Consider the following 26,744-nt stretch of genomic DNA (forward strand, 5'->3'; position numbering starts at 1 on the left):
TTGCAGCGGGATAGTGCAGTGCCCGCGCGTCACGCGCAACGGTGCTAACAAATACTTTCAATTTCTTCAGTTTGTGTTGCGCGCCGCAGGCCGCTAGCAACAATCGTTCCATGGAGTTTCGATGAGCATTGACCGCGCGAAGATCGACACCGCACTCGCCACACTGACCGATCCCAACACCAACCGCAAGTTCGTCGATACGAAGAGCATTCGCAACGTGTCCGTCGACGGGGCGAACGTCGCGGTGAGCGTCGTGCTCGGCTATCCGGCGAGAACGCAGTTCGCCCTCATCCGCGAGCAGGTGCAGAGCGTGTTGCGTCAGGTGCCCGGCGTCGCGAACGTGACCGTGGACGTGTCGTCGCAGGTCGTCGCCCACGCGGTGCAGCGCGGCGTGAAGCTGCTGCCGAACGTCAAGAACATCATCGCGGTGGCATCGGGCAAGGGCGGCGTCGGCAAGAGCACGACGGCCGCGAATCTCGCGCTCGCGCTCGCCGCGGAGGGCGCGTCGGTCGGCATGCTCGACGCGGACATCTACGGCCCCTCGCTGCCGATGATGCTCGGCATCACCGGCCGGCCCGAATCGCCCGACAACCAGACGATGAACCCGCTCGAAGGTCACGGCATCCAGGCGAATTCGATCGGCTTCCTGATCGAGCAGGACAATCCGATGGTGTGGCGCGGCCCGATGGTGACCTCGGCGCTCGAGCAGTTGCTGCGTCAGACCAACTGGAAGGATCTCGACTACCTCGTCGTCGACATGCCGCCGGGCACGGGCGACATCCAGCTCACGCTGTCGCAGAAGGTGCCGGTGACGGGCGCGGTGATCGTGACGACGCCGCAGGACATCGCGCTGCTCGATGCGAAGAAGGGCTTGAAAATGTTCGAGAAGGTCGGCATTCCGATTCTCGGCATCGTCGAGAACATGAGCACGCACATCTGCTCGCATTGCGGTCACGAAGAGCACATCTTCGGCGCGGGCGGCGGCGAGCGCATGGCGAAGGAATACGGCGTCGAGATTCTCGGCCAGTTGCCGCTCGATATCTCCATTCGCGAGCGCACCGACGCCGGCCAGCCGAGCGTCGTGTCGCAGCCGGAAAGCCGTATCGCCGAGACGTATCGCGCGATCGCGCGTCGCGTGGCGATTTCGATCGCCGAGCGTCAGCGCGACATGACTTCGAAGTTCCCGAGCATCGTCGTGCAGAACACCTGATTTCGAGCATTCGATCGAATCTGCGCGAGCCTTGTGCAATGCGGCTCGCGGTATCATGTCGCCTTCGATGCGCGGCAGCGTGGACGCACGGGGCGTCGGCGGGCCGCCGAGAGGATCGCATGGGACACAGGTTCGACGGGAGGGCGCTTCACGCCTTGATCGCGATGACCGCTTGCAGCGTCATGCTGAGCGGTTGCGGCCTCATCTTCCAAAATCACGAAAAACGCGCAGACGCGGTGCTGCAACCGACGCCCGGCAACGCGACGCGCGGCACCGTCACGCTGATCGAGCGCTCGGACGGTGTGCAGGTGTCCTACAACCTGACCGACATGCCGCCGAACAGCGATCACGCGCTGACCGTTCACGAGCGCGGCGACTGCATCGCCGTCAACGAGCAGGATGCAAGCCCGGTGTTCGCGCTGCCGTCGGAGCGCAGACGGGCGTCGTCGCGTGTCGAAGGCGAACTCGGCAATATCCACGCGGACGCGACCGGCGCTGCGACGGGCTTCATCGTCGCGACCGACGTGTCGCTCGACGGCGTGCGCTCGGTCATTTCGCGCGCGATCATGCTGCATCGCGAAGCGGTGGACCCTTACGCGAGCGCGCCGCACAACGTGGGGCCTGCGCTCGCTTGCGGCGTAATTCGCCGCTGACATAGCGCCCGTTCGCACCGCACCCGCCGCTGCCGCCCGATCGCGTAAAATACGCGCTTTCGTCTGGCCCGCGCGGCGAGCATCGCCGCCGGAGGCCTTGCCCGTTTCACCGCAGGCGGCGGTCGCGAGACCCGAGCCGTTCACCGTTGAGTAGCGTCCCTATGAGCATCAAATCCGACAAGTGGATTCGCCGCATGGCCGAAGAGCACCGAATGATCGAGCCGTTCGTGCGCGATCAGGTGCGCGTGAGCGAGGACGGCCGCAAGATCGTGAGCTACGGCACGTCCAGCTACGGCTACGACATCCGCGTCGCCGACGAATTCAAGATCTTCACGAACATCAATTCCACGATCGTCGATCCGAAGAACTTCGACGAGAAATCGTTCGTCGACTTCAAGGGCGATGTCTGCATCATTCCGCCGAATTCCTTCGCGCTCGCACGCACGGTCGAATATTTCCGCATTCCGCGCTCGTGCCTGACCGTGTGCCTCGGCAAATCGACGTATGCGCGCTGCGGGATCATCGTCAACGTGACGCCGTTCGAGCCGGAATGGGAAGGGTACGTGACGCTCGAATTCTCGAATACGACACCTTTGCCTGCCAAAATCTACGCAAACGAGGGCGTCGCCCAAGTCCTGTTCTTCGAAAGCGATGAAATGTGCGAGACATCGTACGCGGATCGCGGCGGGAAGTATCAAGGGCAGCACGGCGTGACGCTGCCGAAAACCTGATCATCGCCGCGCTTTAAGAAACGCATACGGCAAACGCTTGTCGAAGGACCGCTGGCTTCGAGATAAGACTCGGGCAGCGGTCGTTCCATTTGGAGAATCGCCTCATGAAGTTCCGCTTTCCCGTCGTCATCATCGACGAAGACTTTCGCTCCGAGAACATTTCGGGTTCCGGCATCCGGGCGCTCGCCGAGGCGATCGAGAAAGAAGGCGCCGAAGTCCTCGGCCTGACGAGCTACGGCGACCTCGCCGCGTTCGCGCAGCAGTCGAGCCGCGCGTCGTGCTTCATCTTGTCGATCGACGACGACGAGCTGCTGCCCTACGCGGACAACGTCGTCGTGGAGGGCGACACGCCCGAGCTGGCATCGGCCATCGTCGCGCTGCGCGCGTTCATCAACGCCGTGCGCCGCCGCAACGCCGATATCCCCATCTTCCTGTACGGCGAAACGCGCACCTCGCGCCACTTGCCCAACGACATCCTGCGCGAGCTGCACGGCTTCATCCACATGTTCGAGGACACGCCCGAATTCGTCGCGCGACACGTGATCCGCGAAGCGAAGGTGTATCTCGATTCGCTCGCGCCGCCGTTCTTCAAGGAACTGGTGCAGTACGCGGAGGAGGGCTCGTATTCGTGGCACTGTCCCGGACACTCGGGCGGCGTTGCGTTCCTGAAGAATCCGCTCGGGCAGATGTTTCACCAGTTCTTCGGCGAGAACATGCTGCGCGCGGACGTGTGCAATGCCGTCGACGAACTCGGCCAGCTGCTCGATCACACCGGTCCGGTCGCGGCGTCCGAGCGTAACGCGGCGCGCATCTTCAGCGCGGATCATCTCTTTTTCGTGACCAATGGCACGTCGACGTCGAACAAGATCGTGTGGCACGCGACCGTCGCGCCGGGCGATATCGTCCTGGTCGACCGCAACTGCCACAAGTCGATCCTGCACGCGATCACGATGACCGGCGCGATCCCGGTGTTCCTCACGCCGACGCGCAACCATTTCGGCATCATCGGGCCGATTCCGCGCGACGAATTCAAGCCGGAAAACATTCGCAGGAAGATCGAGGCGAATCCGTTCGCCCGCGAGGCGCTCGCGAAGAACCCGAAGATCAAGCCGCGCATTCTGACGATCACCCAGAGCACGTATGACGGCGTGATCTACAACGTCGAGATGATCAAGGATCTGCTCGGCGACATGCTCGACACGCTGCACTTCGACGAAGCCTGGCTGCCGCACGCCGAGTTCCACTCGTTCTATCAGGACATGCACGCGATCGGCGCGGGCCGTCCGCGCACGGGCGCACTCGTGTTCGCGACGCACTCGACGCACAAGCTGCTCGCCGGCATTTCGCAGGCGTCGCAGATTCTCGTGCAGGACAGCGAGAACAGCACGTTCGACCGCCATCGTTTCAACGAGGCGTATCTGATGCACACGTCGACCTCGCCGCAATACGCGATCATCGCGTCATGCGATGTCGCCGCCGCGATGATGGAGGCGCCGGGCGGCACGGCGCTCGTCGAGGAATCGATTGCCGAAGCGCTCGATTTTCGCCGCGCGATGCGCAAGGTCGATGCCGAATACGGCGAGGACTGGTTCTTCAAGGTCTGGGGTCCGGATGCGCTGGCGGAAGAGGGTATCGGCGATCGCGAGGACTGGATGCTGAAGCCAAACGACCGCTGGCACGGCTTCGGCGCGCTCGCCGAAAACTTCAACATGCTCGACCCGATCAAGGCGACGATCATCACGCCGGGACTCGACGTGGACGGCGAGTTCGGCGAGAGCGGCATCCCGGCCGCGATCGTGACGAAATATCTGGCGGAGCACGGCATCATCGTGGAAAAGACGGGGCTTTACTCGTTCTTCATCATGTTCACGATCGGCATCACGAAGGGCCGCTGGAACTCGATGGTCACCGAGCTTCAGCAGTTCAAGGACGACTACGACAACAATCAGCCGCTGTGGCGCGTGCTGCCGGAGTTCGTCGCGCAGCATCCGTCGTATGAGCGCATCGGCCTGCGCGATCTGTGCGGGCAGATTCACAGCGTCTATCGCGCGAACAATATCGCGCGTCTGACGACGGAGATGTATCTGTCGAGCATGGAACCGGCGATGAAACCGTCAGAAGCGTTTGCGAAGCTCGCGCACCGTGAGATCGACCGCGTGCCGATCGACGAACTCGAAGGCCGCGTCACGTCGATCCTGCTCACGCCGTATCCGCCGGGCATCCCCTTGCTGATTCCGGGCGAGCGCTTCAATCGCACGATCGTCGATTATCTGCGTTTCGCGCGCGAGTTCAACGAGCGGTTCCCGGGATTCCACACGGATATTCACGGGCTCGTCGGCGAGATGATCAACGGGCGTATCGAGTATTTCGTCGATTGCGTGCGCGATTGATGTTTCGCTGACCCGTTGCAAAAACAAACGGCCCGTTCAGAACGGGCCGTTTGTCGTTTCAGGAACGCCGATCGTTCAGATCAGGCCTTCCGCTTTCATCGCCGCTTGCACGCCCGCACGCGCGCCCACACGTTCCTGATAGGCGACCAGCGCGGGCCACTTGCCGAGGTCGAGATCGATGTGCTTTGCCCAGCCGAGCACGGTGAAGAGGTACGCATCGCCGATGCTGAATTCGTTGCCGAGCAGGAATTGCTTGTCGTCGACTTGCTGCGCCACGTAGGCGAGACGGCGCTCGAGATTGGCCATCGCCGCTGCTTTCCAGTCGCTGCTCGCGGCCGGATTGAAGAACGGCGAGAAGTTCTTGTGCAGTTCCGTGCCGATAAACGTCAGCCAGCTTTGCAGGCGATAACGCGCCATGCCGTCGTTGAGCGGCGCGAGATGCTTCGCCGGGACCTGGTCGGCGATGTACTGCATGATCGCGGGGCCTTCGGTGAGCAGCTCGCCGCTGTCGAGCAGGAGCGCGGGCACGTAGCCCTTCGCATTGATCTTGCTGAAATCCGCGCCGCTCGCGGTGAGTTTGGTCTTGAGATCGACGGCTTCGATTTCATAAGGCAGCCCCGATTCTTCAAGCGCGATGTGCGATGCGAGGGAACAGGCGCCTGCTTTGTAGAACAGTTTCAAAACAATTTCTCCAGGATGAGTCGGCACGATTATGAATGAACTCGTTTCGGCGTGGCTGAATGGTTTGTGAAATTGTCTGTGTCGTGGGTGGAGATAAAGGCTTGCAAGAAATCGGACTCTTCGTGCATTTGTTTTGGATTGCGAAGTATAGGATCGGTTTGTTTTCGATCGATTTTGAGGGGACGTATGGGTACAAGGCCTTCGTTCGCCGGCGCCTGTCTGCTTTCTCCGCAGTGCGAGTCAGTGTCGCGGAAGTCGGAAAGGAATCATCGTCGTGAAAGGACACGGCTGGTCCAATGCGCGAGGACATGTCACTCTGTGGGACGGAAGTTTCTGCTCGGATGCATGTCACTTGCTTCGCGACCCTGACAACGGCCTCTTTGTTCCGGAGACGGCGTCGCTATGGGTGCTGCATTAAATTTTGCGAGGACCGCTGGTCCCACGCTCCTCGCCTTGAGCCAACTTGCGAGTGCGACCTCAGTCAGCCAGGAACGACGCGAACGCCTCCGCAAGCGCTTATCTGGAGGCGGGCGATTTGCCGATCGGGGCCTACGACGCCATCGACCGCCTGGCGACCGAGCACGCGAACCGTAAGTACGGCGGTTCGATCGAATCGGAGTTCGGCACGAAGAAATGCATCGGTTTCTTCGAAAGCGATGCACTGCACGATCTGGCCTCGAAGGTGACCCGCTCGAAGTCGCGAGCCCGTTAATCGATCACGAACTTTCGCTGCAACGTCGGGCCGGCAGCCGGCGGCATCGCGAACTCGGCATCGTCGGCCATATCGTGCAGCGCGATCTCGATGCTCTCGCACATCGCGTTCAGCGCGAGGTCGTTCTCTTCGAGTCCGAACGGATCTTCGATCTGCGCGGCGATCGCTTCCAGCGCCATGAACGCATACGCGACGAGCAGCGCGAACAACGGCGTGAGCACACCCGCGCCATCGACCAGCCCGAACGGCAGCATCACACAGAAGAGATAGATCGTGCGATGAATCATCACCGAGTAGGAAAACGGCAGCGGCGTGCTCGCAATGCGCTCGCATCCGCCGATCACATCGGAAAGCGCGTTCAGATTGTGCTGAATCGCGAGCATCGCATAGCCGTCGAGCGCGCCTTCGCGCCGGCGTTCCGCGACCCACTCGCCGAGCAAGAGCAGAATCATCGCGGGCCGGTATTTCGCCGCCGCGACGCGCGCGTGCAGTTCGGATGGCAATCGCGGAGAAAGATCGGCGAGCGCATCGGTGCCGCGCAACTGATGTCGAAGCGCATGCGCCAGTGCTCCGAGCGCCGCGAGGAAGCGATGCGACTGACCGCGCTCGGGAGGCGCCGGCAGCGACAGCACTTGCTGCGCCAGCGCGCGCGACGTATTGAGCAACGTTCCCCACAGCTTCCGGCCTTCCCACCAGCGCTCGTAACTCGCGCTATTGCGAAACCCGAGAAACACGGCGAGCGCGATGCCCACGAGCGCGAACGGCGGCGTGCCGAGCCCGATCGGATAGTAGCGCATGTGGTCGTGCATGAAGATCGCCGCCACCGAAAGCGCGAAGATCAGCCCGAGGCGCGGCAGCAGTTGCGGCAGGACAGAGCCGCGCCACACGAACAGCAGTCGAAACCAGTTGAGCGCGGGGCGGATGATCATGACGGAGCGTTTCGATAAGCGCGAGTGCGTGACATCCGATTATCTCGGAAATGCCGGGCGCCGAGCAGGGACGTGACGCCGCGTCCGGCAATAAAAAGGCCGTCCTTGCGAACGGCCCTCGATGTCACGAGGCAAAGGTGACGACTGGCAATGCGATCAAAGCGCCGCGCGCGCCGCCTTCGCCGCCGCGCGCACCTGATCCGGCGCGGTGCCGCCTGGGTGATTGCGGCTCGCGACCGATCCCTCGAGCGTCAGATACTCGAACACGTCCTCACCGATCAGATGTGCGACGTTCGGCAGTTCGCGACGCATTTCTTCGAGCGACAGGTCGGCGATATCGCACTCGCGATCCACGCAAATGCGCACGGCATGCGCGACCGCTTCGTGCGCGTCACGGAAGGGCAGGCCGCGCTTCACGAGGTAATCCGCGAGATCGGTGGCGGTCGAGAAGCCTTGCAGTGCCGCCGCGCGCATCGCTTGCGGCTTCACGGTGATGCCGGCCGCCATTTCCGCGAAGATGCGCAGCGTGTCCGCGACCGTATCGACGGTATCGAACAGCGGTTCCTTGTCTTCCTGATTGTCCTTGTTGTACGCGAGCGGCTGGCCTTTCATCAGCGTGAGCAGCGCCATGAGATGGCCGTTCACGCGGCCGGTCTTGCCGCGCGCGAGCTCGGGCACGTCGGGGTTCTTCTTCTGCGGCATGATCGACGAACCCGTGCAGAAGCGGTCCGCCAGATCGATGAAGCCGACGCGCGGGCTCATCCACAGCACGAGTTCTTCGGAGAAGCGCGACACGTGCGTCATGACGAGCGCGGCCGCCGCGGTGAATTCGATCGCGAAATCGCGGTCGGACACGGCATCGAGCGAATTCGTGCAGATGCCGTCGAAGCCGAGCGTCTTCGCGACCGCGTGACGATCGATCGGATAGCTCGTGCCGGCCAGCGCCGCCGCGCCCAGCGGCAGACGGTTCACGCGACGGCGCAGATCGCGCATGCGCTCGGCATCGCGCGAAAACATCTCGACGTAGGCGAGAAGGTGATGACCGAACGTCACCGGCTGCGCCACTTGCAGATGCGTGAAGCCCGGCATGATGGTGTCGGAATGCTTCTCGGCCATGTCGATGAGCGCGAGACGCAAATCCTTGAGCAAGTCGTCGATACGGTCGATTTCGCCGCGCAGCCACAGCCGGATATCCGTTGCGACCTGATCGTTGCGCGAGCGGCCGGTGTGCAGGCGCTTGCCGGCATCGCCGATCAGGGCCGTCAGCCGCGCTTCGATGTTCAGATGCACGTCTTCCAGATCCAGCTTCCACTCGAACTCGCCGCGCTCGATTTCGCCCTTGATCTGCGTCATGCCGCGCTCGATGGCGGCAAGATCCTCGGCGCCGATGATCTTCTGCGCCGCGAGCATCGACGCGTGCGCGAGCGAGCCCTGAATGTCGACGAGCGCAAGTCGATTGTCGAAGAACACCGACGACGTATAGCGCTTGACGAGCTCCGACATCGGCTCGGAGAAGCGAGCCGACCAGGCTTCGCCTTTTTTGTGGAGTTGGGACGTCATGGTGATTTTCTCAGCGGAGGGTTTGGCTTCGATTCGGCTTCAAGAGGTCGAAAATTTTAACATTCGGGACTATTCGGACCCGACGAGAATCACCAGCTTCAGATCCTCCCGGTGAGCCGGCTTGAACGTGATCTGATTGAACACGACAGGCCCGCGCGACGGGTGATTGAACGCGCGCTCGCCACCTTCGCGCTCGAACACGTCCTGCGACGCCCAGAAGCGCGCGAAGGCGTCGCTCGCGGCGCTCAGACTGTCGATGAGCGCGCGGGTCGGCGCATCGTTCAGATGGCGGATCGAATCGGCGCGGAATTCGGCGGCGAGGCGTCGCGCGCGCGTCTCCCAATCGACGATCAGCGCGCGCGCCGCCGGCGACGTGAACGTGTAGGTCAGAAGATTGCGGTCATGGTCGCCGTCCAGCCAGCCGACGAACAGCGCCGACGCATGCTCGTTCCAGCGCAGCGCGTTCCACTGGCGGTCGAGCACATAGGCCGGTGCGCCGATCAGCGCGACCGTCTGCAGCAGCGCGGCGGGCGCGTCCTGGCTGGCGGGATCGGGCTCGGCGGGGTCGCGCTGGGCGGCGAGCTCGAACAGATACGCGCGTTCGGCGCGCGACAACTGCAGCGCGACGGCGATACGCGCAAGTGCATCGGCGGAAGCGGACACCGGACGGCCCTGCTCGATCCAGGTGTACCAGGTCGGGCTCACGCCGCACAATTGCGCGACTTCCTCCCGGCGCAGGCCGGGCGTGCGGCGGCGCGGACCGCCCGCGAGGCCGACTGCCTGCGGCGACAGCCTTTCGCGATGCGCGCGGATAAATTCCCCGAGCGCATGCGCGGGCGTTTCGGCGAGGGGTTCGTTTTTGTCGGTGAGGTTCATTCAAACGTCGACAGGTGGTTTATATACCAGGATACATTCACAACTTGTACTGGTACAAAGCGGGCTCTATTGTAGCGGCAGACCTTCCCCACATCGAACCGGAGAACGCGATGAAACACCACGATCAGGTCGCCGACGCATTCGGCAGCACGGCCGCCGCCTATCTCACGAGCGCCGTCCACGCGAGCGGTGCCGATCTGCAGAGCCTTGCCGCGACTTTCGCGGCCACGTGCGGCAACGCGGTCGTGCTCGACATGGGCTGCGGCGCGGGTCACGCGAGCTTCGCGATCGCGCCGCATGTACGCGAGATCGTCGCGTACGACATCGCGCCGCAGATGCTCGCGACGGTCGAGGCCGCCGCGAAGGAACGCGGTCTGACGACGATCCGGACACAGCAAGGCGCCGCTGAAACGCTGCCGTTCGCCGACGGCACGTTCAACTGGGCCGTGAGCCGCATGAGCGCGCACCACTGGCGGGACGTGCCGGCCGCGTTGAAGGAAGCGCATCGCGTGCTGAAGCCGGGCGGGCGGCTCAGGTTCATCGATATCGCGGGCATCGACGATCCGCTTTACGACACGCACATCCAGGCGATCGAACTCCTGCGCGATGCGTCGCACATCCGCGACTATCGCGCCGACGAATGGATCGCCATGCTCGACGCCGCCGGTTTCGACGCGCAGGTGACGGAGCGCTGGCGCATTCCGCTGGAGTTCGAGTCGTGGGTGACGCGCATGCGCACGCCGGCCGAGCGCGTGACGGCAATCAGATCGATGTGGAAAAGTGCGCCCGATGAAGTGCGCCAGTATTTCGGCGTGAAGGACGATTGCTCGTTCGAGCTGGACGCGATGATGATCGAGGCGAAACGAAGGGATTGAGAAAAACGGCGTCGCGCGGCACCGCACGACGCCGTCCTCAATCAACCCGTATTGCGCAAACCCGCGGCGATCCCGTTGATCGTCAGGTGAATCCCGCGACGCAGGCGCACGTTCTGATCGCCCGCGCGGTGGCGCTTAAGCAGCTCGACCTGCAAGTGGTTGAGCGGATCGAGATACGGGAAGCGGTTCTTGATCGAGCGCGCGAGCAGCGGGTTGTCGGAGAGTCGCTCGCCTTTGCCGGTGATTTCCGCGAGCACGTTCGACGTGCGCTCATGCTCCGCGACGATCTTGTCGAACACGGTCTTGCGCAGCTTTCTGTCGGTGACGAGCTGCGCATAGCGCGACGCAACCGCGAGATCCGTCTTCGCGAGCACCATGTCCATGTTCGACAGCAGGTTCTTGAAGAACGGCCACGTCTTGTGCATCTTGCGAAGCGTGGCGAGGCGCTTCGCGCGTTCGTCGTCGGAGCCGGACTTATCGAGATACGCCGTCACCGCGCTGCCGAAGCCGTACCAGCCCGTCAGCAGCAAACGGCACTGACCCCATGAAAAGCCCCACGGAATCGCGCGCAGATCCTCGATCTTGCGCTGCTTCGGATCCTGCAGCTTGCGCGACGCCGGCCGGCTGCCGATGTTCAGCTCCGCGATTTCCGAGATCGGCGTCGAGAGGAAGAAGTAGTCGGTGAAGCCGGGCGTCTCGTAGACGAGCGCGCGGTACGCGGCCATCGCCGAATCGGAGAGCGTTTGCATCGTCGCTTCGAATTGCGGCAACTGCGCGGGCGCGTTCTCGTGCGGCAGCAGCGATGCTTCGAGCGTCGCGGCGACGACCGTCTCCAGATTGCGCCGCCCGATTTCCGCGTTGGCGAACTTGCTCGCGATCACTTCGCCTTGCTCGGTCAGGCGGATTTGTCCGTCGACGGTGCCGGGCGGCTGCGACAGGATCGCCTGATAGGTCGGGCCGCCGCCGCGCCCGACCGTGCCGCCGCGGCCGTGGAACAGACGCAGGGTCGTGCCGCGTTCCTTGAAGAGCGTGACCAGCGCCAGTTCCGCGCGATACAGCTCCCAGTTCGACGTGAGGAAGCCGCCGTCCTTGTTGCTGTCGGAATACCCGAGCATCACTTCCTGCTCGTTGCCCTGATTCTCGATCAGCTTGTCGATGCCCGGCAGCGCGAAGAACTCGCCCATGATGACCGGCGCATTGCGCAAGTCCGCGATGGTCTCGAAGAGCGGAATCACCATCAGGCCGTCGCGCGGGGAGTCGTCCTTGGCGCCGAGGCAGCCTCGCAGCACGCCGGTTTCCTTCTGCAGCAGCATCACTTCCAGCAGGTCGCTGACGGTCTCGGTGTGCGAGATGATGTAGTTGCGCACCGCGCGCGCGCCGAACTTCTGGCGCGTCTCGCGCGCGGTTTCGAGCACGCCGAGTTCGCTCTTCGCGAGATCGGAATATTCGGCGTAAGGCAGACGCAGCGGACGCGGCTGCGCCAGTTCCTTCAGCAGCACCTCGCGCTTCTGCTCCTCGGGGAGCGATGCGTAATCGGCGGCGACGCCCGCGCGCGCGAGCAACTCCGCGACGACCGCCTCGTGGATATCCGAGCTCTGCCGCAAGTCGATGCTCGCGAGATGAAAGCCGAACACTTCCGCGGCGCGCGCGAGCGGCGACAGGCGCAGGATCGACATCGACGCGCCGTGATGCTCCGCGAGCGAGTCGACCAGCACGTGCAGGTCGCGCACGAATTCGGAGGCGTCGGCGTAGGGCTTCGCGCGAATCTGCGGCGCGCCCGGACCCGCGCTGCGCACCGCGACGACGCCTTCGCCGAGCCGCACGCGAGCGCTCGCCGCAAGCCGCGTATAGATGCCGATGAGCGCGCGCCGATACGGCTCGTCCGTGCGATGCGGCGACTGATCCGGCGAGGCATCGGCGAGCGCCTTCAACGCATCGCTCGAACCGGCGAGCAGGTTCGACACGGACAATTCCGCGCCGAGCTTGTGCGTCTCTTCCAGATAGTGTTCGAAGATCACGATCGCCTGACGCGTGATCGCGGTTTCGAGCGTCTCGCCGGTGACGAACGGATTGCCGTCGCGGTCGCCGCCGATCCAGCTTCCCATCTGGAAGAACGGCGGCAGGCGCACGGGCAGGCCGTGCTCGGCGAGTGCGCCTTCGATATCGGCATAGAGCGCGGGAATCTCCGCGAGGAAGGTCGCGCGATAGTAGGACAGCGCGTTGTCGATTTCATCGGTGACGGAGAGCCGCGCGTCGCGCAACATGCGCGTCTGCCACAGCGAGGTCACCCGCGCGCGCAGCACGGCTTCGTTCTGGGCGCGCTCGCGCGCCGTCAGTTCCTGATCGCGCTCCGCGAGCAGTCGCGCGATGTCATGTTGCGCATCGAGAATGCTCTTGCGCGAGACCTCGGTCGGGTGCGCGGTGAGGACCGGCACGATCAGCGCATCGCCGAAGAACTTCTCCAGCAGCTTGCGCGTCGCGCTGATGTTCTTGTGCTCGCGCATGCGCTCGATTGCATAGGCGATCGTGCCCGGCTGCGGGACCGAGCCGGCGAGCGCGTGAATGCGGCGGCGGCGGTTGTGATGCCGGTCTTCCGCGATGTTCGCGAGATGCGAGAAATAGCTGAACGCGCGTACGACGGACACCGTCTGCTCCGGCGACAACGCGCGCAGCTTCTTCTCCAGCGTCTGTGCGGCTTCGCTGTCGTCTTCGCGGCGAAACTTCACGGCCGTCTGACGAATGGCTTCCACCACGTCGAACACGGCGTCGCCTTCCTGCTCGCGCAGCACTTCACCGAGCAGGCGGCCGAGGAAGCGGATGTCCTCGAAGAGCGGGCGGTCCTTGTCGTCGCGCGTGCGGCTCGCGGATTTCGGAGCGGCTGCGCCGTTGGCGCGCGGCGCCTTCGCCCTGGTCGCAACGCGTTTGGCCGCGGCCTTGACGCCTGGCCTCGGTTTCGGCGCGATAGCCGCTTTCGATGCCTTCACGGCCGTGGCGGCCTTCGTGACGATGGGCGACGACGCCGAACGGGGCGCGTCGGAGGAGGAAGACTTGGGCAATGCGGCGTTGCGGCGCGCCGGGCGAGCCGATCCAGAAGACGTCACGTTGGGTTCCTCTCAGAAGCTGCGAAGCCAGGGCACATCGACGCGATACGGCAACCCGGACGGGCGCTGCATCGGGCAGGAAACCGCAGGCCGTGCGAACGGCCGTGCGTCAAACCGGCGACAGCATGCCGCGGCGTTCTGCGGGCGCCCGGGCGTTCATCGCGCGAAGCGGCCTGCGCCGTCGTTCACCCGGATGCAAACGCGCCACGGGCGCCCCGAAAGGCGCATCGGACAAGGCTCTCGCGCGCTGCCCGTGTGTCAGTGGACCTTGGCGTGCGTGCTACCATTGTTCGCTAATGTGTATTCATCCATCCCGTCATTCGATCGAGCATCAATGAATTCCGAGACGCATTCAACGACACCGCCCGCGAGCATCACCATCGCTTCGCGGGAAAGCCGGCTTGCGATGTGGCAGGCCGAGCATGTGCGGTGTGCGCTGCACAAATTATATCCATCTTGTGACATAAAAATCCTCGGAATGACGACGCGCGGCGATCAGATTCTGGATCGCACGTTGTCGAAGGTCGGCGGCAAAGGTCTCTTCGTGAAAGAGCTCGAAGCCGCGCTCGCCGATGGCCGCGCCGATCTCGCCGTGCATTCGCTGAAAGACGTGCCGATGGCATTGCCCGAAGGCTTCGTGCTCGGCGCCATTCTGGAGCGTGAAGATCCGCGCGATGCGTTCGTGTCGCCGCACTATGAATCGCTGGAAGCGTTGCCTGCTGGAAGCATCGTCGGCACGTCGAGCCTGCGCCGCGAAGCGATGATCCGCGCGCGCTTTCCCGAACTCGAAGTCCGTCCGCTGCGCGGCAATCTCGACACGCGTCTTTCCAAGCTCGATCGCGGCGAATATGCGGCGATCATTCTCGCGGCCGCGGGGCTGAAGCGGCTCGGGCTCGAAGCGCGCATCCGCGCGCTGCTCGATCCGTCGGAGAGCTTGCCTGCGGCGGGGCAGGGCGCGCTCGGCATCGAGATTCGCGCGGATCGCGCCGATCTCGCCGCGTGGCTCGCGCCTTTGCACGACGAACATACCGCCCTCGCGGTCGAGGCGGAACGCGCGGTGTCGCGTGCGCTCGGCGGCAGTTGCGAAGTGCCGCTCGCGGCGCATGCCGTGTGGCGCGAAGGCTCGCTGCATCTGTGCGGCGCCGTGTCGACGACCGATGGCAAGCGCGTGTTGCGCGCGGAAGAAACCGTGCGTTCGCCCGATCTCGCGGGCGCGCTCGCGCTCGGCAAGCGCGTGTCGTCGGATCTCGAAGCGCAAGGCGCGATGGACATCGTCAACGCGCTCACGACGATGAGCCGTGCCGATGCCCCCAACACCGCGCCTTCGGGGCCCAAGTCCTGATGGCGAGCGAGCGCCGCGCCACCGTCATTGTCACGCGTCCGGGCGGACAGTCGTCCGCGTTGCTCGCGCTGCTCGCGAGCGCCGGCTTCGAGACGCTGGAATTTCCGCTCATCGATATCGCGCCCGTCGCTGACGATGCGCCGCTGCGCGCCGCGCTCGACGAGCTCTTTCTGCCGCCGGGTCTGGCGGATATGCCCGCGCGTTACGCGCTCGTGGTGTTCGTGTCGCCCAATGCGATCGATCATGCGTTCACCCGGCTCGGCGCGCCGTGGCCCGCGGATCTGCCGGTCGCGGTGGTGGGTCCGGGATCGGTCGCGGCGCTCGCGCGGCAGGGCGTGCATGCGCCCGCGCATCGCGTGATCAGTCCGTCGACGGAAGAAGCGGATCCGCGTTTCGACTCGGAAGCGCTCTACACCGCGATCGAAGCGCATTTCGGCACGAACGGTCTCGAAGGCAGGCGCGTGCTGATCGTGCGCGGCGACGGCGGCCGCGAATGGCTCGCCGAGCGGCTGACCGAGGCGGGCGCGCGGGTCGAGAAAGCCGCAGCGTATCGCCGCGTGCTGCCCGAGCCGTCGATGCAGAAGTGGGAGCGCATCCACGAACTGCTCGCGGGAAAACCGCACGCATGGCTGCTGACGAGTTCCGAAGGCGTGCGCAATCTCAACGAACTCGCGCACGAACATCTCACCGCCGACGAAATCGTGCTGCTCAAACGCACGCCGGTCGTCTGCCCTCATCCGCGTATCGCCGAAGCTGCGCGGGGAGCGGGTTTTGATAGGATTACGGTGTCCGGCGCGGGCGACGAACGCATCGCACATTCGCTGGAAGCGCTGTTCCCGCTCGACACCGCCGAAAGAGCCGCGCAGGCGGCGCCACAACGCAACTCACGCGATCCGGAGGCCCACGCATACGCGAGCGCTGCAGCGAGCGCATCGAGCTCGAAGCATTCCTCATCCGCGCCGACGGACGCCCATCCGGCCAACGCGCCGGCCCACCAAACGGCTCAATCACGCATGACTGATTCGAACGATTCCAAGAAAGCCTCACCTCAGCCGAACGTGACACCGCCCTTGCCGCCGAACACGCCTTTCACGCCTTTCGAGCAGCAGAAGCGTCGCGGCGGCGCGGGCATCGTGTTGTTGTGGTTCGTCGTCGTCATTCTGGCGGTGGCGGCGGGCGCGGGCGCGTTCGTCCTGAACCGCAAGTTCGACCGCGCCGACGCGCAACTGTCGCAGCGCCTCGCCCAGTCCGACGACCAGAACGCCGATCTGCGCGCGAAAGCCGATCAGGCCGCGAGCGCGACCACCGCGCTCAACACGCAGATCATCCAGTTGCAAGGCAAGCTCAACGATGCGGAAGCGCATAGCCAGGCGCTGCAGCAGCAGTATCAGGATCTCGCCAGCAACCGCGACGACTGGACCGTCGCCGAAGTCGAGCAGATCCTGTCGAGCGCGAGCCAGCAACTGCAATTGACCGGCAACGTGCAACTCGCGCTCTTCGCGCTGCAAAGCGCCGACACGCGCCTTGCCGCGACCACCGGCCCGCAGGTCGTCGCGATCCGTAAAGCGATCGCGCAGGACATCGACAAGCTGAAGGCCACGCCCACCACCGACCTCACCGGCCTCGCGATCAAGCTCGACACGGCGATCGACCAGATCGACCAGTTGCCGCTGTCGGGCGAAGCGCCGATCGCCCGCGCCCGCGCGCAGACGGCCGAACCGGCCAACAGCGCGTCGATCGCCGCGGCGACCGGCGAGCCGCGCTGGAAGGTGCTGTGGCATCAGATCACGAACGGCATCGGCCAGCAGTTGTCGAGCCTCGTGTCGGTGCGCCGCATCGACAATGCCGACGCGATGCTCACGTCGCCCGATCAGGGCTACTTCGTGCGCGAGAACGTGAAGCTGCGTCTCTTGTCCGCGCGTCTGTCGCTCCTGTCGCGCAGCGAGCCGACGCTCAAGTCGGATCTGCATGCCGCCGATGCTGCGCTCGCGCGCTACTTCGATGCATCGTCGAAGAAAGTGCAGGCCGTGCGCGATCTCGTGAAGCAGGTCGATCAGGCGTCGCTCGCCGTCGCCGTGCCGAACCTGAACGCCAGCCTCGCCGCCGTCCATCAGTTCAAGCGAGGCGGATGATGACGATTCGTGGACTCATCTGGCTCGCCCTGCTGTTCGCCGTCGCGGTGATCGTCGCGACGGTCGGCGGCTTCAACGGCGGGCAGATCCTGCTCGTGATGCCGCCGTATCGGATCGACATGTCGCTCAACCTGTTCGCGGTGGCGCTCGTCGTGCTGTTCATCGTGCTCTACGCGATCATCCGTGCGGTGCGCGGCGTGTGGAAGATGCCGTCGCGCGTCGCCGCGTATCGCGCGCGCAGCAAGCTCGCGAAGGCGAATGCGTCGCTGCGCGATGCGATCGGGCACTTGTACGCCGGGCGCTTTTCGAAGGCCGAGAAGGCCGCGCGCGATGCGCTTTCCGTCGATGAAAACAAGGGCGCGGCCGGGCTCATCGGTGCAAACGCGGCGCACCGCCTGCACGAATACGCGCGCCGCGACGAATGGCTCGCGCAGGTCTCCGGCACGGATTGGCAGGACGCGCGCCTCATGGCGACCGCCGACATGCGCGCCGATGGCCGCGACGCCGACGGCGCGCTCGTCGCGCTCACCGAAATGCAGGCGCAGGGCGGACGGCGTATTCACGCGCAGCAGATTGCGCTGCGCGCGCAGCAGCAGTTGAAGAACTGGGGCGAAGTGCTGAAGCTCGTGCGTACGCTGGAAAAACGCGAGGCGCTGCATCCGGCGGTCGCGGTGCGGCTGCGTCAGGTGGCGGCGGAAAACCTGCTGCGCGACCGGCGGCACAATCCCGACGCGCTGCTCGAACTGTGGCAATCGCTTTCGGTGACCGAGCGCCAGTCGCCGCGTCTCGCCGATCTCGCCGCGGAGCTGCTGATCGCGCTGGATCGTCGCGCGGAGGCGAAGAAGATCGTCGAGGATGCGCTCGCGCACAACTGGGACGCGCGGCTCTTGCGGCGTTATCCGGATTGCATCGTTGGCGGCGACGCGTTCCCTTTGATCCAGCGCGCCGAAGCGTGGCAGAAGGAGCGCACCGAAGACGCCGACCTGCTCTTCACGCTCGGACGGCTGTGCCTGCATCAGCAGTTGTGGGGCAAGGCGCAGGCGTTCCTCGAATCGGCACTGAAACTCGCCGACAACGAACCGCTCAAGATCCGCACGCATCGCGCGCTCGCCCGCTTGCATGAGCAGCTCGGCGACACCGAAAAGGCGGCGGAGCATTACCGCGCGAGCGCGCTGGCGATGAACGTCGTCTGATATCGCGCTGTCTGCAGGTATTTAAGGAAGAAGCCGCATGAGCGAGGCGCCCATGCGGCTATTTTTTTAACGCCGCTATTTCCACGGTTTTTGCGTTGTCTGTACGCCAGCGCACGGGCGCCACGCGGACAAGCTGCTGTAGTTTCGTTTTACGAAAATGAAAGATGGCGCCGCGCGTTTCAGACGCTGCTGCCCGTCGACACATGGGAGGCGGCGTGAAACGAGGGCTTCGTACGTTTATCGGGCTTACGCTCGCCGTTTTTCTGTCCTGGCCCGATACCTCGCATTATTTTGCGCAGGGGGTCATCACGACAGCACCGTGGACCGGGACCTGGTCGGCCTCGCCTGACGTCACGGGCGATCCCGGCTTCAACAATCAGACGATTCGCCAGATCGTGCACACGAGTATCGGCGGCACGGCGGCGCGCCTGACGTTCTCCAATGTCTTCGGCGCGAAGCCGGTCACGCTCGGCGACGTGCATATCGCGCGCCGTGAGAGCGGAGCCCGGACGATCGCCGGCACGGATCGCGCCGCGACTTTCAACGGCCAGCCCTACGTCACGATTCCCGCGGGCGGCACGGTTCAGACCGACGCCATCCCATTTCAGGTGCCCGCACTCGCCGATATCGCCGTGAGCTTTCACATTCCGTCGCAAACGCCGCCGGGATCGACCGGCCACATCGAGGGCTTGCAGGACAACTACATCGCGCCGGGCGACGTCAGCGCGGACCCGGCGTTCGCGGGCGGCGTCGTGAACGCGGCGGGCGAGCAGTCGTATTACTTCCTCACCAATGTCGATGTAATGAACGCCGCGGCGACGGGCGCGGTGGTCACGTTCGGTGCCTCGATCACGGACGGCTTGTCATCGACGCCCAACACGAACCGGCGCTGGCCGAACCGGCTCGCCGAGCGGCTGAGTCGCGCGGGCATGACGGTCGGCGTGCTGAATCAGGGCATCAGCGGAAACGACTTTTTCACGGACGGCTCAGGCCAGTCCGGACTCAAGCGCTTCAGCCGCGACGTGCTCGGGCAACCCAACGTGAAGTGGGTGATCGTTTCCGACGACGCGGTGAACAATCTCATCAGCGGCAATCCGCCGAGCGCGCAGCAGATCATCGGCGCCTATCAGCAGCTCGTGCAGCAGACGAGTGCTGCGAGAGTGGGACTGATCTGCTCGACGCTCACGCCCTTTGAAGGCCTGGACGCATGGACGCCGGAGATCGAGAACACGCGCCAGACGGTGAATGCGTATCTGCGCGACAAAAAGAGCGGCTGCGACGCCGTGCTCGATCAGGCCGCAGCGCTGGGCCGCCCGGCGGGCGCGGACACCTCTTCCGCGTTCACGCGCACCTACAACAGCGGTGACGACCTGCATCCGAACGATGCCGGGATGCAGGCGATCGCCAATGCCGTCGATCTGGCCTGGTTCGCCGCGCTGCCGCCGATCAACGCGCCCACCGCGTGCGGCGTTCTTGCGTCGGGCGAAGGTCTCGGCGCGGGCGGATCGCTTACAGCGTGCAGCGGCAGCGTGCAACTGAACTTGCAGAGCGACGGTTACCTCGTCGCCGTCAGGAATGGCGCGACGATCTGGTCATCGCGCGTGAGCGGCACGCCGGGTGTCGAGGTGCGCATGCAGCCGGACGGCAATCTGGCGATGTACGACAGCAATGGCGCGATGGTCTGGCAGACGCACACCTCGGGCAATCCGGGCGCCTATGCGACTATCCTGCCGAACGGATATCTCGTGATCTTTTCGGCGCGCGGCACGGCGCTGTGGTCGAGCGAGGGATGAGAAAGGGCGCGGGCCGCGCGCAATGTGCGGCCCGAAGCGCGGTCAGTACGTGGGAACCGACGGATCGACCTGACGCGACCATGCGTCGATGCCGCCGTACAGGTTGAAAGTCTGCGTGAAGCCGCGCGATTCCAGGAACATCGCGACCTGCGCGCTGCGCGCGCCGTGATGGCAGATGCAGACGATCTGCGCTTCGTCATCGAGCTCTTCGCTGCGCGCAGGGATGTCGCGCATCGGAATCGCCACGATGTTGTCCATCTTCGCCGTCTGGATTTCCCACGGCTCGCGCACGTCGAGCAGAACGGGGGCGGGGCGTGAGGCATCCGCGAGCCACGCGGCGAGTTCGGGTGCGGTGAGGTTTTGCATTGAGATCCTGGCAAGACGCGCGACGCCGGCCACAACCGGCACCGCGCTTTCGGCTTAGAACTTGAAGTGCGACGGATGCACCGCGTTCTTCAGCGGCGCGACAAGCGTTTCGAACACGTCCGACACGCGGAACTGCTTTTCATCCACGCGCGTGATGATCTGCGCCTTCATGACCGGCGCCGCGCCGACGAACGCCGCGATGCGCCCGCCGATCTTCAGTTGCTCGAGGAATTCCTGCGGCATGACGGGCAGCCCGCCCGACACGCAGATCACGTCGTAAGGCGCGCCCCGATCCCAGCCGAGTGCGCCGTCGCCGGTGATCACTTCCACGTTCGTCACGCCGTTCGCAGCGAGGTTCTGCTTCGCGAAATCGGCGAGTTCGGGCGAGATCTCGACTGTCGTCACGTTGCGGCCGCGATGCGCGAGCAGCGCCGCCATGTAGCCCGAGCCGGCGCCGATTTCCAGCACGGTTTCGCCCTTGTGGACTGCCAGTTCCTGCAGGACGCGCGCTTCGACCTTCGGCGAGAGCATGCGCTCGCCGCCCGGCAGCGGAATTTCGAGGTCCGCGAAAGCGATGTTGCGGTACGCGGCGGGAACGAAGTTCTCGCGCTTGACGATCGCGAGCAGGTTCAGCACGTCCTGGTCCAGCACTTCCCACGGACGAATCTGTTGCTCGATCATGTTGAAACGCGCTTGCTCGATGTTCATGTTCTGTGTGCGTGATGGCGACCGGAGCGGGCTGCATCGCGGCCGGATGCGGGGCTAGAAAACTACGCGATTGTAGCAAATGGACGGTTTTTCCCGCCTGTTTCGCGCGCGGCGGCGCCGCGCGCTTGCGGCTAGTGCGGCAGGCGGATATCGAACTTGAAGGTGATGAGCCGCGCGATCAGGATGAACGCCGTCGAAATCAGCACGTTGTAGATCGTGTCGACATCGAGCCGCTCGAGCCCGAGATAGATCCAGCAGCCGGCGAAGGCGCACACCGCGTAGGGGCGCGAGTCGCGCAGGATCAGCGGAATCTCGTTGCAGAGCACGTCGCGAAGGACGCCGCCGAACACGCCGGTGACGACGCCCATCATCGTGGCGGTGAAGGCGGGCATCTGCGCATCGAGCGCGATCGAGGTGCCGGACACGCTGAAAAGCCCGAGCCCGATCGCATCGGTGATGAGCAGCGCACGCTGGTCGAAGAGCCGCGATGTGACGCGCAGGAAGATGGGCGCGAAAATCGCCATCGCGAAGATGAGGAGCACGTAGTCCTGATGCTCCACCCAGTAGAACGGTCGACGCGAAAGCAGCACGTCGCGCACCGTGCCGCCGCCGAACGCGGTGACGAGCGCGACGAGAAACGCGCCGACTGCGTCGAGCCGGCGCTTGCGCGCTTCGATGAGCCCGGAGAACGCGTACGCGAAAATCGCGAGCGCCTCCATGACGGTGATGGCGAGGGTGAGTCTAGGATGCACTGTCCGGCCCCGGATCGCGGTTCTTGCCGAGGCTCTTGTCCTGCGGATGATCGTGATGACGCGGCGCGCGGCCCGGCTGCAGAAGCACGAGCACCGCGCCCGCGCCGCCGTCGTGCGGCCGCGCCTGACAGAAGGCGATCACTTCCGACTTCTGCACGAGCCACGCGCGCACCTTGCCCTTCAGCACCGGCTCCTTGCCGATGGAGCCGAGTCCCTTGCCGTGAATCACCCGCAGACACCGCAGCCCGCGCTTGACCGATTCGCGGATGAACTCCGCGAGCGCCTCGCGCGCTTCTTCTCGGCGCATGCCATGCAGATCGAGCTGCGCCTGCACGATCCATGCGCCGCGCCTGAGCTTCCTCACGACTTCCTGGCTGATGCCGGGCCGCAGGAAGGACAGCGTTTCGTCGATGTCGAGCAGGCTTTCGGGATCGTATTCGTCGGAGAGTGCTTCCTGCAGCACGGCTTCTTCGTCGCGGCGGCTTTGCAGCGCGACGGGCGGAGGCGGCAGTCGCGTGACGGTCGTGCGCGGCGGCGTCCTGAGCGGTTCGACTTCGCCGATCGCGCGGCGAAATTCGTCCGCATCGGCGACGGCTTCGCGTTCGGCGCGCGCCGCCGCGACGCGCTGGACTTCGCGCTTCTCGGCATCGGCTTTCAGCGCGCGCTTGAGCGTCGACAGACCCGATAGTCCGTCGCGTTTCACGGCGGCGGCGACGTCGCGCGCATCGACCGGCCTGGTTTCAGCGGACGTGGCGGGGCGCGGCGCTTCCTTGCGCCGGACTTTCGGTTCGTTCGGGTGAGGGAGATTCTTCGGCATCGTTCAGCCAGCGGAAATCGACAGGAATCAGGCTCGACGCGATGCGCGCCGCGTGAATCACCGCATGCCGCGCGTCGAATCGAAAACGGGCCGGCGGCTTGAACCGTGGCCCGTTGTCGTTGCATGCCGGCGCGACTCGGCATCATGGGGCGCGCCGGAAGCGGGCGAATTCCATTCTAACGGCTCGCCGCGCCTTGCCGCGCCTGATCGGCGTCCGATCAGCGATCCGCTTCGTGGCTCATCGAATGCGGCGTCGGCGTTTCGTCGATGGTCTCGAGGTAACGCTGCGCATCGAGGGCGGCCATGCAGCCCGTGCCCGCGCTCGTGATCGCCTGGCGATAGACGTGATCCTGCACGTCGCCCGCCGCGAACACGCCGGGGATGCTCGTCGCGGTGGCGTCGCCGGTGGTGCCGCCCTTCGTGATGATGTAGCCGTTCTTCATCTCGAGCTGGTTGACGAAGAGATCGGTATTCGGCTTGTGGCCGATCGCGACGAACACGCCTTGCAGCGCGATGTCCGTGGTCTTGCCGCTCTGCGTATCCTTGACGCGCAGGCCCGTGACGCCGGAAGCATCGCCGGTGACTTCGTCGAGCACGTGGTTCCACTTGATATCGACGATGCCTTCCTTTTCCTTCGCGAGCAGCCGGTCGATGAGGATAGGCTCGGCGCGGAACTTGTCGCGGCGATGCACGACCGTCACCTTCTTCGCAATGCCCGCGAGATAGATCGCTTCCTCGACGGCCGTATTGCCGCCGCCGATCACTGCGACTTCGCCGTTGCGATAGAAGAAGCCGTCGCAGGTCGCGCAAGCCGACACGCCCTTGCCCATGAACGCTTCTTCCGACGGCACGCCGAGATATTGCGCCGACGCGCCCGTCGCGATGATGAGCGAATCGCAGGTGTACTCGCCGGAATCGCCGATCAGACGGAAGGGGCGCTCGTTGAGCTTCGCGGTGTGGATGTGATCGAACACGATCTCGGTGTTGAAGCGGCGCGCATGCTCTTCGAAACGCTGCATCAACTCCGGGCCCTGCACACCCGACGGGTCCGCCGGCCAGTTCTCGACATCCGTGGTGGTCATCAGCTGGCCGCCTTGCGCAAGGCCTGTGACGAGCAGCGGCGACAGGTTCGCGCGCGCGGCGTACACGGCGGCGGAGTAGCCGGCGGGGCCGGAACCGAGAATCAGCACTTTGGCGTGTTTGGGCGAAGACATGATGATGGTCCGTTTTTGATGGTCAGCTCGGAGGTGCGCGCGGGCATGTCACGCCGATCGCCTGCAATGCAGCAATATCGACGCGGCTCGTGGCCGCAGAACGCGCCGCGACGCACCCGATGTACCGAATTTAGGTGCAAAAAGGGGATTATAAAGGCCGCTGGAAAAGCCTTCCGAGTGAACCTTTCAATCGGTTTGATAGGCGCGGCGGGCAGAAACGGCCGCATGACGTGCGCGTGACGAGTGTTACAGGTTGCAAGAAGGCGCCCGTTTTGCGCCTTTCACCGCAATGCAGCGTTTACAATAGGCCACCGTTCCAGGCGGCCCTTGCGCCAAGGCGCGAGCCGCAAGCAAGCGACACACAGCGACACCGAATCAATGGCCAAAGCTACCTATTCCGCGAGCCCGCAGGCGTTGCCGCACCGCATGTCACGGCTCTTCACCGAAATTCGCTGGATCCTCCAGGTCGCGCTCGGACTGTTCCTCGTGATGGCGCTCCTTTCGTACAGCCGCAAGGATCCGAGCTGGACTCACGCGGTGAGCGTCGATCACATCGGGAACTGGGCGGGGCGCGTCGGCGCCTACACGTCCGATATCCTGCTGCTCGTCTTCGGGCTGTCTTCCTACTGGCTGGTCGTGCTGCTCGCGCGGCGCATCGTCGCGAATTACAGGCGCATCACGCAGCCGCCCGTTGTCGATGAAGACGCGCCGCGCGACCGCACCTGGCTTGCGGAAGCGTTCGCATTCGTGCTCGTGCTCATCGCGAGCGACGGCATCGAGGCCCTGCGTATGTGGTCGCTCAAGGTGCAGTTGCCGCGCGCACCGGGCGGCGTGGTCGGCGATCTCGTCGCGCGGCATGTTTCGCATGCGCTCGGCTTCACGGGCGCGACACTGTTCCTTCTGATCGCGCTCGCGATCGGCTTGTCGCTCTATTTCCGTTTCTCGTGGCTGTCCGTATGCGAGAAGCTCGGCGACGGCATTCTCAACGCGATCACCGGCGCGCAACTGCGCCGCGAGGCTGGACGCGACCGCAAGCTCGGCGAAGCGGCCGCGTCGAAGCGCGAAGGCAAGGTCGTGCGCTCGCGAGAGAAGAGCGAGGATCACGAACCCGTGGTGATCGTGCCCGCCGCGCCCACGCCCGCGCGCTCCGAACGCGCCGAGAAGGAAAAGCAGGTGCCGCTCTTCAAGGACCTGCCGGGCGATTCCACATTGCCGCCGCTCGCCTTGCTCGATCCGCCGCCCAAGACGCAGGAAACCATCGCCGCCGATACGCTCGAATACACGTCGCGGCTCATCGAAAAGAAGCTGAAGGACTTCGGCGTCGAGGTGAGTGTGATTGCCGCGTATCCGGGGCCGGTCGTCACGCGCTATGAAATCGAGCCGGCGACGGGCGTGAAGGGCAGCCAGATCGTCGGTCTCGCGAAGGATCTGGCGCGCTCGCTGTCGCTCGTGTCGATTCGCGTCGTCGAGACGATCCCGGGCAAGAACTACATGGCCCTCGAACTGCCGAACCAGCGCCGTCAGACGGTCAAGCTCTCCGAGATTCTCGGCTCCGAGGTCTATGCGAACGGCGCGTCGCCGCTGACGATGGGTCTCGGCAAGGACATCGGCGGCAATCCGGTCTGCGCCGATCTCGCGAAGATGCCGCACTTGCTCGTCGCCGGCACGACGGGCTCGGGCAAGTCGGTCGGCATCAACGCGATGATCCTCTCGCTGCTCTACAAGGCGAGCGCGGATCAGGTGCGCCTGATTCTCATCGATCCGAAGATGCTCGAGATGAGCGTCTACGAAGGCATTCCTCATTTGCTGTGTCCGGTCGTAACCGACATGCGGCAGGCGGGCCACGCGCTCAACTGGGCGGTCGCGGAGATGGAGCGCCGCTACAAGCTGATGAGCAAGATGGGCGTGCGCAATCTCGCGAGCTTCAACACGAAGATCGACGAAGCGAAGAAGCGCGACGAAAAGATTCCGAATCCGTTCAGCCTCACACCCGACGAGCCCGAGCCGCTCACGCGCCTGCCGAACATCGTCGTCGTGATCGACGAACTCGCCGACCTGATGATGGTCGTCGGCAAGAAGGTCGAAGAGCTGATCGCGCGCATCGCGCAGAAAGCGCGCGCGGCGGGCATCCACCTGATCCTCGCGACGCAGCGTCCGTCGGTGGACGTGATCACCGGCCTCATCAAGGCGAACGTGCCGACGCGCATGGCGTTCCAGGTGTCGTCGAAAATCGATTCACGCACGATTCTCGATCAGCAAGGCGCCGAGTCGCTGCTCGGCATGGGCGACATGCTCTATCTGCCGCCGGGCTCGGGCTTGCCGGTGCGCGTGCATGGCGCATTCGTGTCGGACGAGGAAGTGCATCGCGTGGTCGACAAGTTGAAGGAGCACGGCGAGCCGAACTATATCGAGGGCATTCTCGAAGGCGGGCTCGCGGGCGATGGCGACGAAGGCTCGGCGGGCGCGGGCGGAACCGGCGGTGCCGATGGCGAGTCGGACCCTTTGTACGATCAGGCGGTCGAGGTCGTCATCAAGAACCGGCGCGCGTCGATCTCGCTCGTGCAGCGGCATTTGCGCATCGGCTACAACCGCGCGGCGCGTCTGCTCGAACAGATGGAGAACTCGGGACTCGTGTCGGCGATGTCGTCGAACGGCAACCGCGAAATCCTGACGCCGGCCCGCGACGCGGAGTGACGTGCGCGTCCAATT

General features: G+C 64.7%; 22 protein-coding genes. 12 read left to right on the forward strand and 10 right to left on the reverse strand.

The window, feature by feature from the left end; all coding sequences use genetic code 11:
* Positions 1 to 121 precede the first annotated feature (121 nt).
* From apbC to NCR38_RS03280, 4 genes are all read left to right on the forward strand, one after another.
* Positions 122 to 1,210, forward strand: a complete 1,089-nt coding sequence (apbC, locus tag NCR38_RS03265) for an iron-sulfur cluster carrier protein ApbC (protein WP_061118814.1) — start codon at positions 122 to 124, stop codon at positions 1,208 to 1,210.
* Between the two features lie 119 nt (positions 1,211 to 1,329).
* Positions 1,330 to 1,863, forward strand: coding sequence for a superoxide dismutase family protein (locus tag NCR38_RS03270; protein WP_061118815.1), 534 nt, complete (start codon positions 1,330 to 1,332; stop codon positions 1,861 to 1,863).
* A 161-nt stretch (positions 1,864 to 2,024) separates the two neighbouring features.
* Complete coding sequence (dcd, locus tag NCR38_RS03275) at positions 2,025 to 2,594, forward strand: dCTP deaminase (RefSeq protein ID WP_061118816.1); 570 nt, start codon at positions 2,025 to 2,027, stop codon at positions 2,592 to 2,594.
* 104 nt (positions 2,595 to 2,698) lie between these two features.
* A complete protein-coding gene (locus tag NCR38_RS03280) occupies positions 2,699 to 4,984 on the forward strand; it encodes an arginine/lysine/ornithine decarboxylase (protein WP_061118909.1) in 2,286 nt (761 codons plus the stop codon).
* Positions 4,985 to 5,059: 75 nt separating this feature from the next.
* Here NCR38_RS03280 and gstA read toward each other — a convergent pair whose 3' ends face one another.
* Entirely contained in the window at positions 5,060 to 5,665 is a 606-nt protein-coding gene (gene gstA / locus NCR38_RS03285) for a glutathione transferase GstA (RefSeq protein ID WP_061118817.1), read from the reverse strand.
* A gap of 265 nt (positions 5,666 to 5,930) precedes the next feature.
* Here gstA and NCR38_RS03290 point away from each other — a divergent pair, with 265 nt between their 5' ends.
* Positions 5,931 to 6,083, forward strand: coding sequence for a hypothetical protein (locus tag NCR38_RS03290; RefSeq protein ID WP_311765917.1), 153 nt, complete (start codon positions 5,931 to 5,933; stop codon positions 6,081 to 6,083).
* 51 nt (positions 6,084 to 6,134) lie between these two features.
* Complete coding sequence (locus NCR38_RS03295; protein WP_250476446.1) at positions 6,135 to 6,377, forward strand: T6SS amidase immunity protein Tai4 family protein; 243 nt, start codon at positions 6,135 to 6,137, stop codon at positions 6,375 to 6,377.
* On the opposite strand, the gene NCR38_RS03300 is transcribed toward NCR38_RS03295, so the two are convergent.
* The 3 genes from NCR38_RS03300 to NCR38_RS03310 form a co-directional block, all read right to left on the reverse strand.
* Positions 6,374 to 7,306, reverse strand: a complete 933-nt coding sequence (locus NCR38_RS03300) for a bestrophin family protein (RefSeq protein WP_250476416.1) — start codon at positions 7,304 to 7,306, stop codon at positions 6,374 to 6,376. The two genes, NCR38_RS03295 and NCR38_RS03300, sit on opposite strands and share 4 nt — an antisense overlap.
* A gap of 156 nt (positions 7,307 to 7,462) precedes the next feature.
* Positions 7,463 to 8,866: an argininosuccinate lyase gene (gene argH, locus NCR38_RS03305; protein WP_061118820.1), complete on the reverse strand. Its 1,404-nt coding sequence runs from the start codon at positions 8,864 to 8,866 to the stop codon at positions 7,463 to 7,465.
* Positions 8,867 to 8,935: 69 nt separating this feature from the next.
* Entirely contained in the window at positions 8,936 to 9,742 is an 807-nt protein-coding gene (locus NCR38_RS03310; RefSeq protein ID WP_061118821.1) for a helix-turn-helix transcriptional regulator, read from the reverse strand.
* Between the two features lie 110 nt (positions 9,743 to 9,852).
* On the opposite strand from NCR38_RS03310, the gene NCR38_RS03315 reads away from it, so the two are divergent.
* Positions 9,853 to 10,617 (forward strand): class I SAM-dependent methyltransferase, encoded by a 765-nt coding sequence (locus tag NCR38_RS03315; RefSeq protein WP_061118822.1) that lies wholly within the window; start codon positions 9,853 to 9,855, stop codon positions 10,615 to 10,617.
* Positions 10,618 to 10,658: 41 nt separating this feature from the next.
* Here the strand turns inward: NCR38_RS03315 and ppc are convergent, their stop codons facing one another.
* Entirely contained in the window at positions 10,659 to 13,718 is a 3,060-nt protein-coding gene (gene ppc / locus NCR38_RS03320) for a phosphoenolpyruvate carboxylase (protein WP_061118823.1), read from the reverse strand.
* Positions 13,719 to 14,052: 334 nt separating this feature from the next.
* On the opposite strand from ppc, the gene hemC reads away from it, so the two are divergent.
* The 4 genes from hemC to NCR38_RS03340 all read left to right on the forward strand — a co-directional run bounded on the left by hemC (position 14,053) and on the right by NCR38_RS03340 (position 20,178).
* Positions 14,053 to 15,060, forward strand: a complete 1,008-nt coding sequence (gene hemC, locus NCR38_RS03325; protein ID WP_250476417.1) for a hydroxymethylbilane synthase — start codon at positions 14,053 to 14,055, stop codon at positions 15,058 to 15,060.
* A complete protein-coding gene (gene hemDX / locus NCR38_RS03330) occupies positions 15,060 to 17,192 on the forward strand; it encodes a fused uroporphyrinogen-III synthase HemD/membrane protein HemX (RefSeq protein ID WP_250476418.1) in 2,133 nt (710 codons plus the stop codon). The genes hemC and hemDX overlap by 1 nt, the downstream gene beginning before the upstream one ends.
* Positions 17,192 to 18,385: a heme biosynthesis protein HemY gene (locus NCR38_RS03335; RefSeq protein ID WP_250476447.1), complete on the forward strand. Its 1,194-nt coding sequence runs from the start codon at positions 17,192 to 17,194 to the stop codon at positions 18,383 to 18,385. Before hemDX ends, NCR38_RS03335 begins: the two co-directional genes overlap by 1 nt.
* 215 nt (positions 18,386 to 18,600) lie before the next feature.
* Positions 18,601 to 20,178 carry a GDSL-type esterase/lipase family protein gene (locus NCR38_RS03340; RefSeq protein WP_250476419.1) on the forward strand — a complete coding sequence of 526 codons (1,578 nt, stop codon included), beginning with the start codon at positions 18,601 to 18,603 and terminating at the stop codon, positions 20,176 to 20,178.
* Between the two features lie 42 nt (positions 20,179 to 20,220).
* Here the strand turns inward: NCR38_RS03340 and NCR38_RS03345 are convergent, their stop codons facing one another.
* The 5 genes from NCR38_RS03345 to trxB all read right to left on the reverse strand — a co-directional run bounded on the left by NCR38_RS03345 (position 20,221) and on the right by trxB (position 24,035).
* On the reverse strand, positions 20,221 to 20,544 hold the full coding sequence (locus NCR38_RS03345; RefSeq protein ID WP_061118910.1) for a rhodanese-like domain-containing protein: 324 nt from the start codon (positions 20,542 to 20,544) through the stop codon (positions 20,221 to 20,223).
* A 54-nt stretch (positions 20,545 to 20,598) separates the two neighbouring features.
* Positions 20,599 to 21,252, reverse strand: a complete 654-nt coding sequence (locus tag NCR38_RS03350) for a protein-L-isoaspartate O-methyltransferase (RefSeq protein WP_061118828.1) — start codon at positions 21,250 to 21,252, stop codon at positions 20,599 to 20,601.
* Positions 21,253 to 21,383: 131 nt separating this feature from the next.
* Complete coding sequence (locus NCR38_RS03355; protein ID WP_250476448.1) at positions 21,384 to 21,971, reverse strand: trimeric intracellular cation channel family protein; 588 nt, start codon at positions 21,969 to 21,971, stop codon at positions 21,384 to 21,386.
* A 22-nt stretch (positions 21,972 to 21,993) separates the two neighbouring features.
* Positions 21,994 to 22,821 (reverse strand): Smr/MutS family protein, encoded by an 828-nt coding sequence (locus NCR38_RS03360; RefSeq protein WP_061118830.1) that lies wholly within the window; start codon positions 22,819 to 22,821, stop codon positions 21,994 to 21,996.
* A gap of 218 nt (positions 22,822 to 23,039) precedes the next feature.
* Positions 23,040 to 24,035 carry a thioredoxin-disulfide reductase gene (gene trxB, locus NCR38_RS03365; RefSeq protein ID WP_284502126.1) on the reverse strand — a complete coding sequence of 332 codons (996 nt, stop codon included), beginning with the start codon at positions 24,033 to 24,035 and terminating at the stop codon, positions 23,040 to 23,042.
* 378 nt (positions 24,036 to 24,413) lie between these two features.
* On the opposite strand from trxB, the gene NCR38_RS03370 reads away from it, so the two are divergent.
* Positions 24,414 to 26,729 (forward strand): DNA translocase FtsK, encoded by a 2,316-nt coding sequence (locus NCR38_RS03370; RefSeq protein ID WP_061118911.1) that lies wholly within the window; start codon positions 24,414 to 24,416, stop codon positions 26,727 to 26,729.
* The last annotated feature ends 15 nt before the right edge of the window (positions 26,730 to 26,744 follow it).

Origin of the sequence: Caballeronia sp. INML1, assembly GCF_023631085.1 — a bacterium.
Taxonomy (GTDB): Bacteria; Pseudomonadota; Gammaproteobacteria; order Burkholderiales; family Burkholderiaceae; genus Caballeronia; species Caballeronia turbans.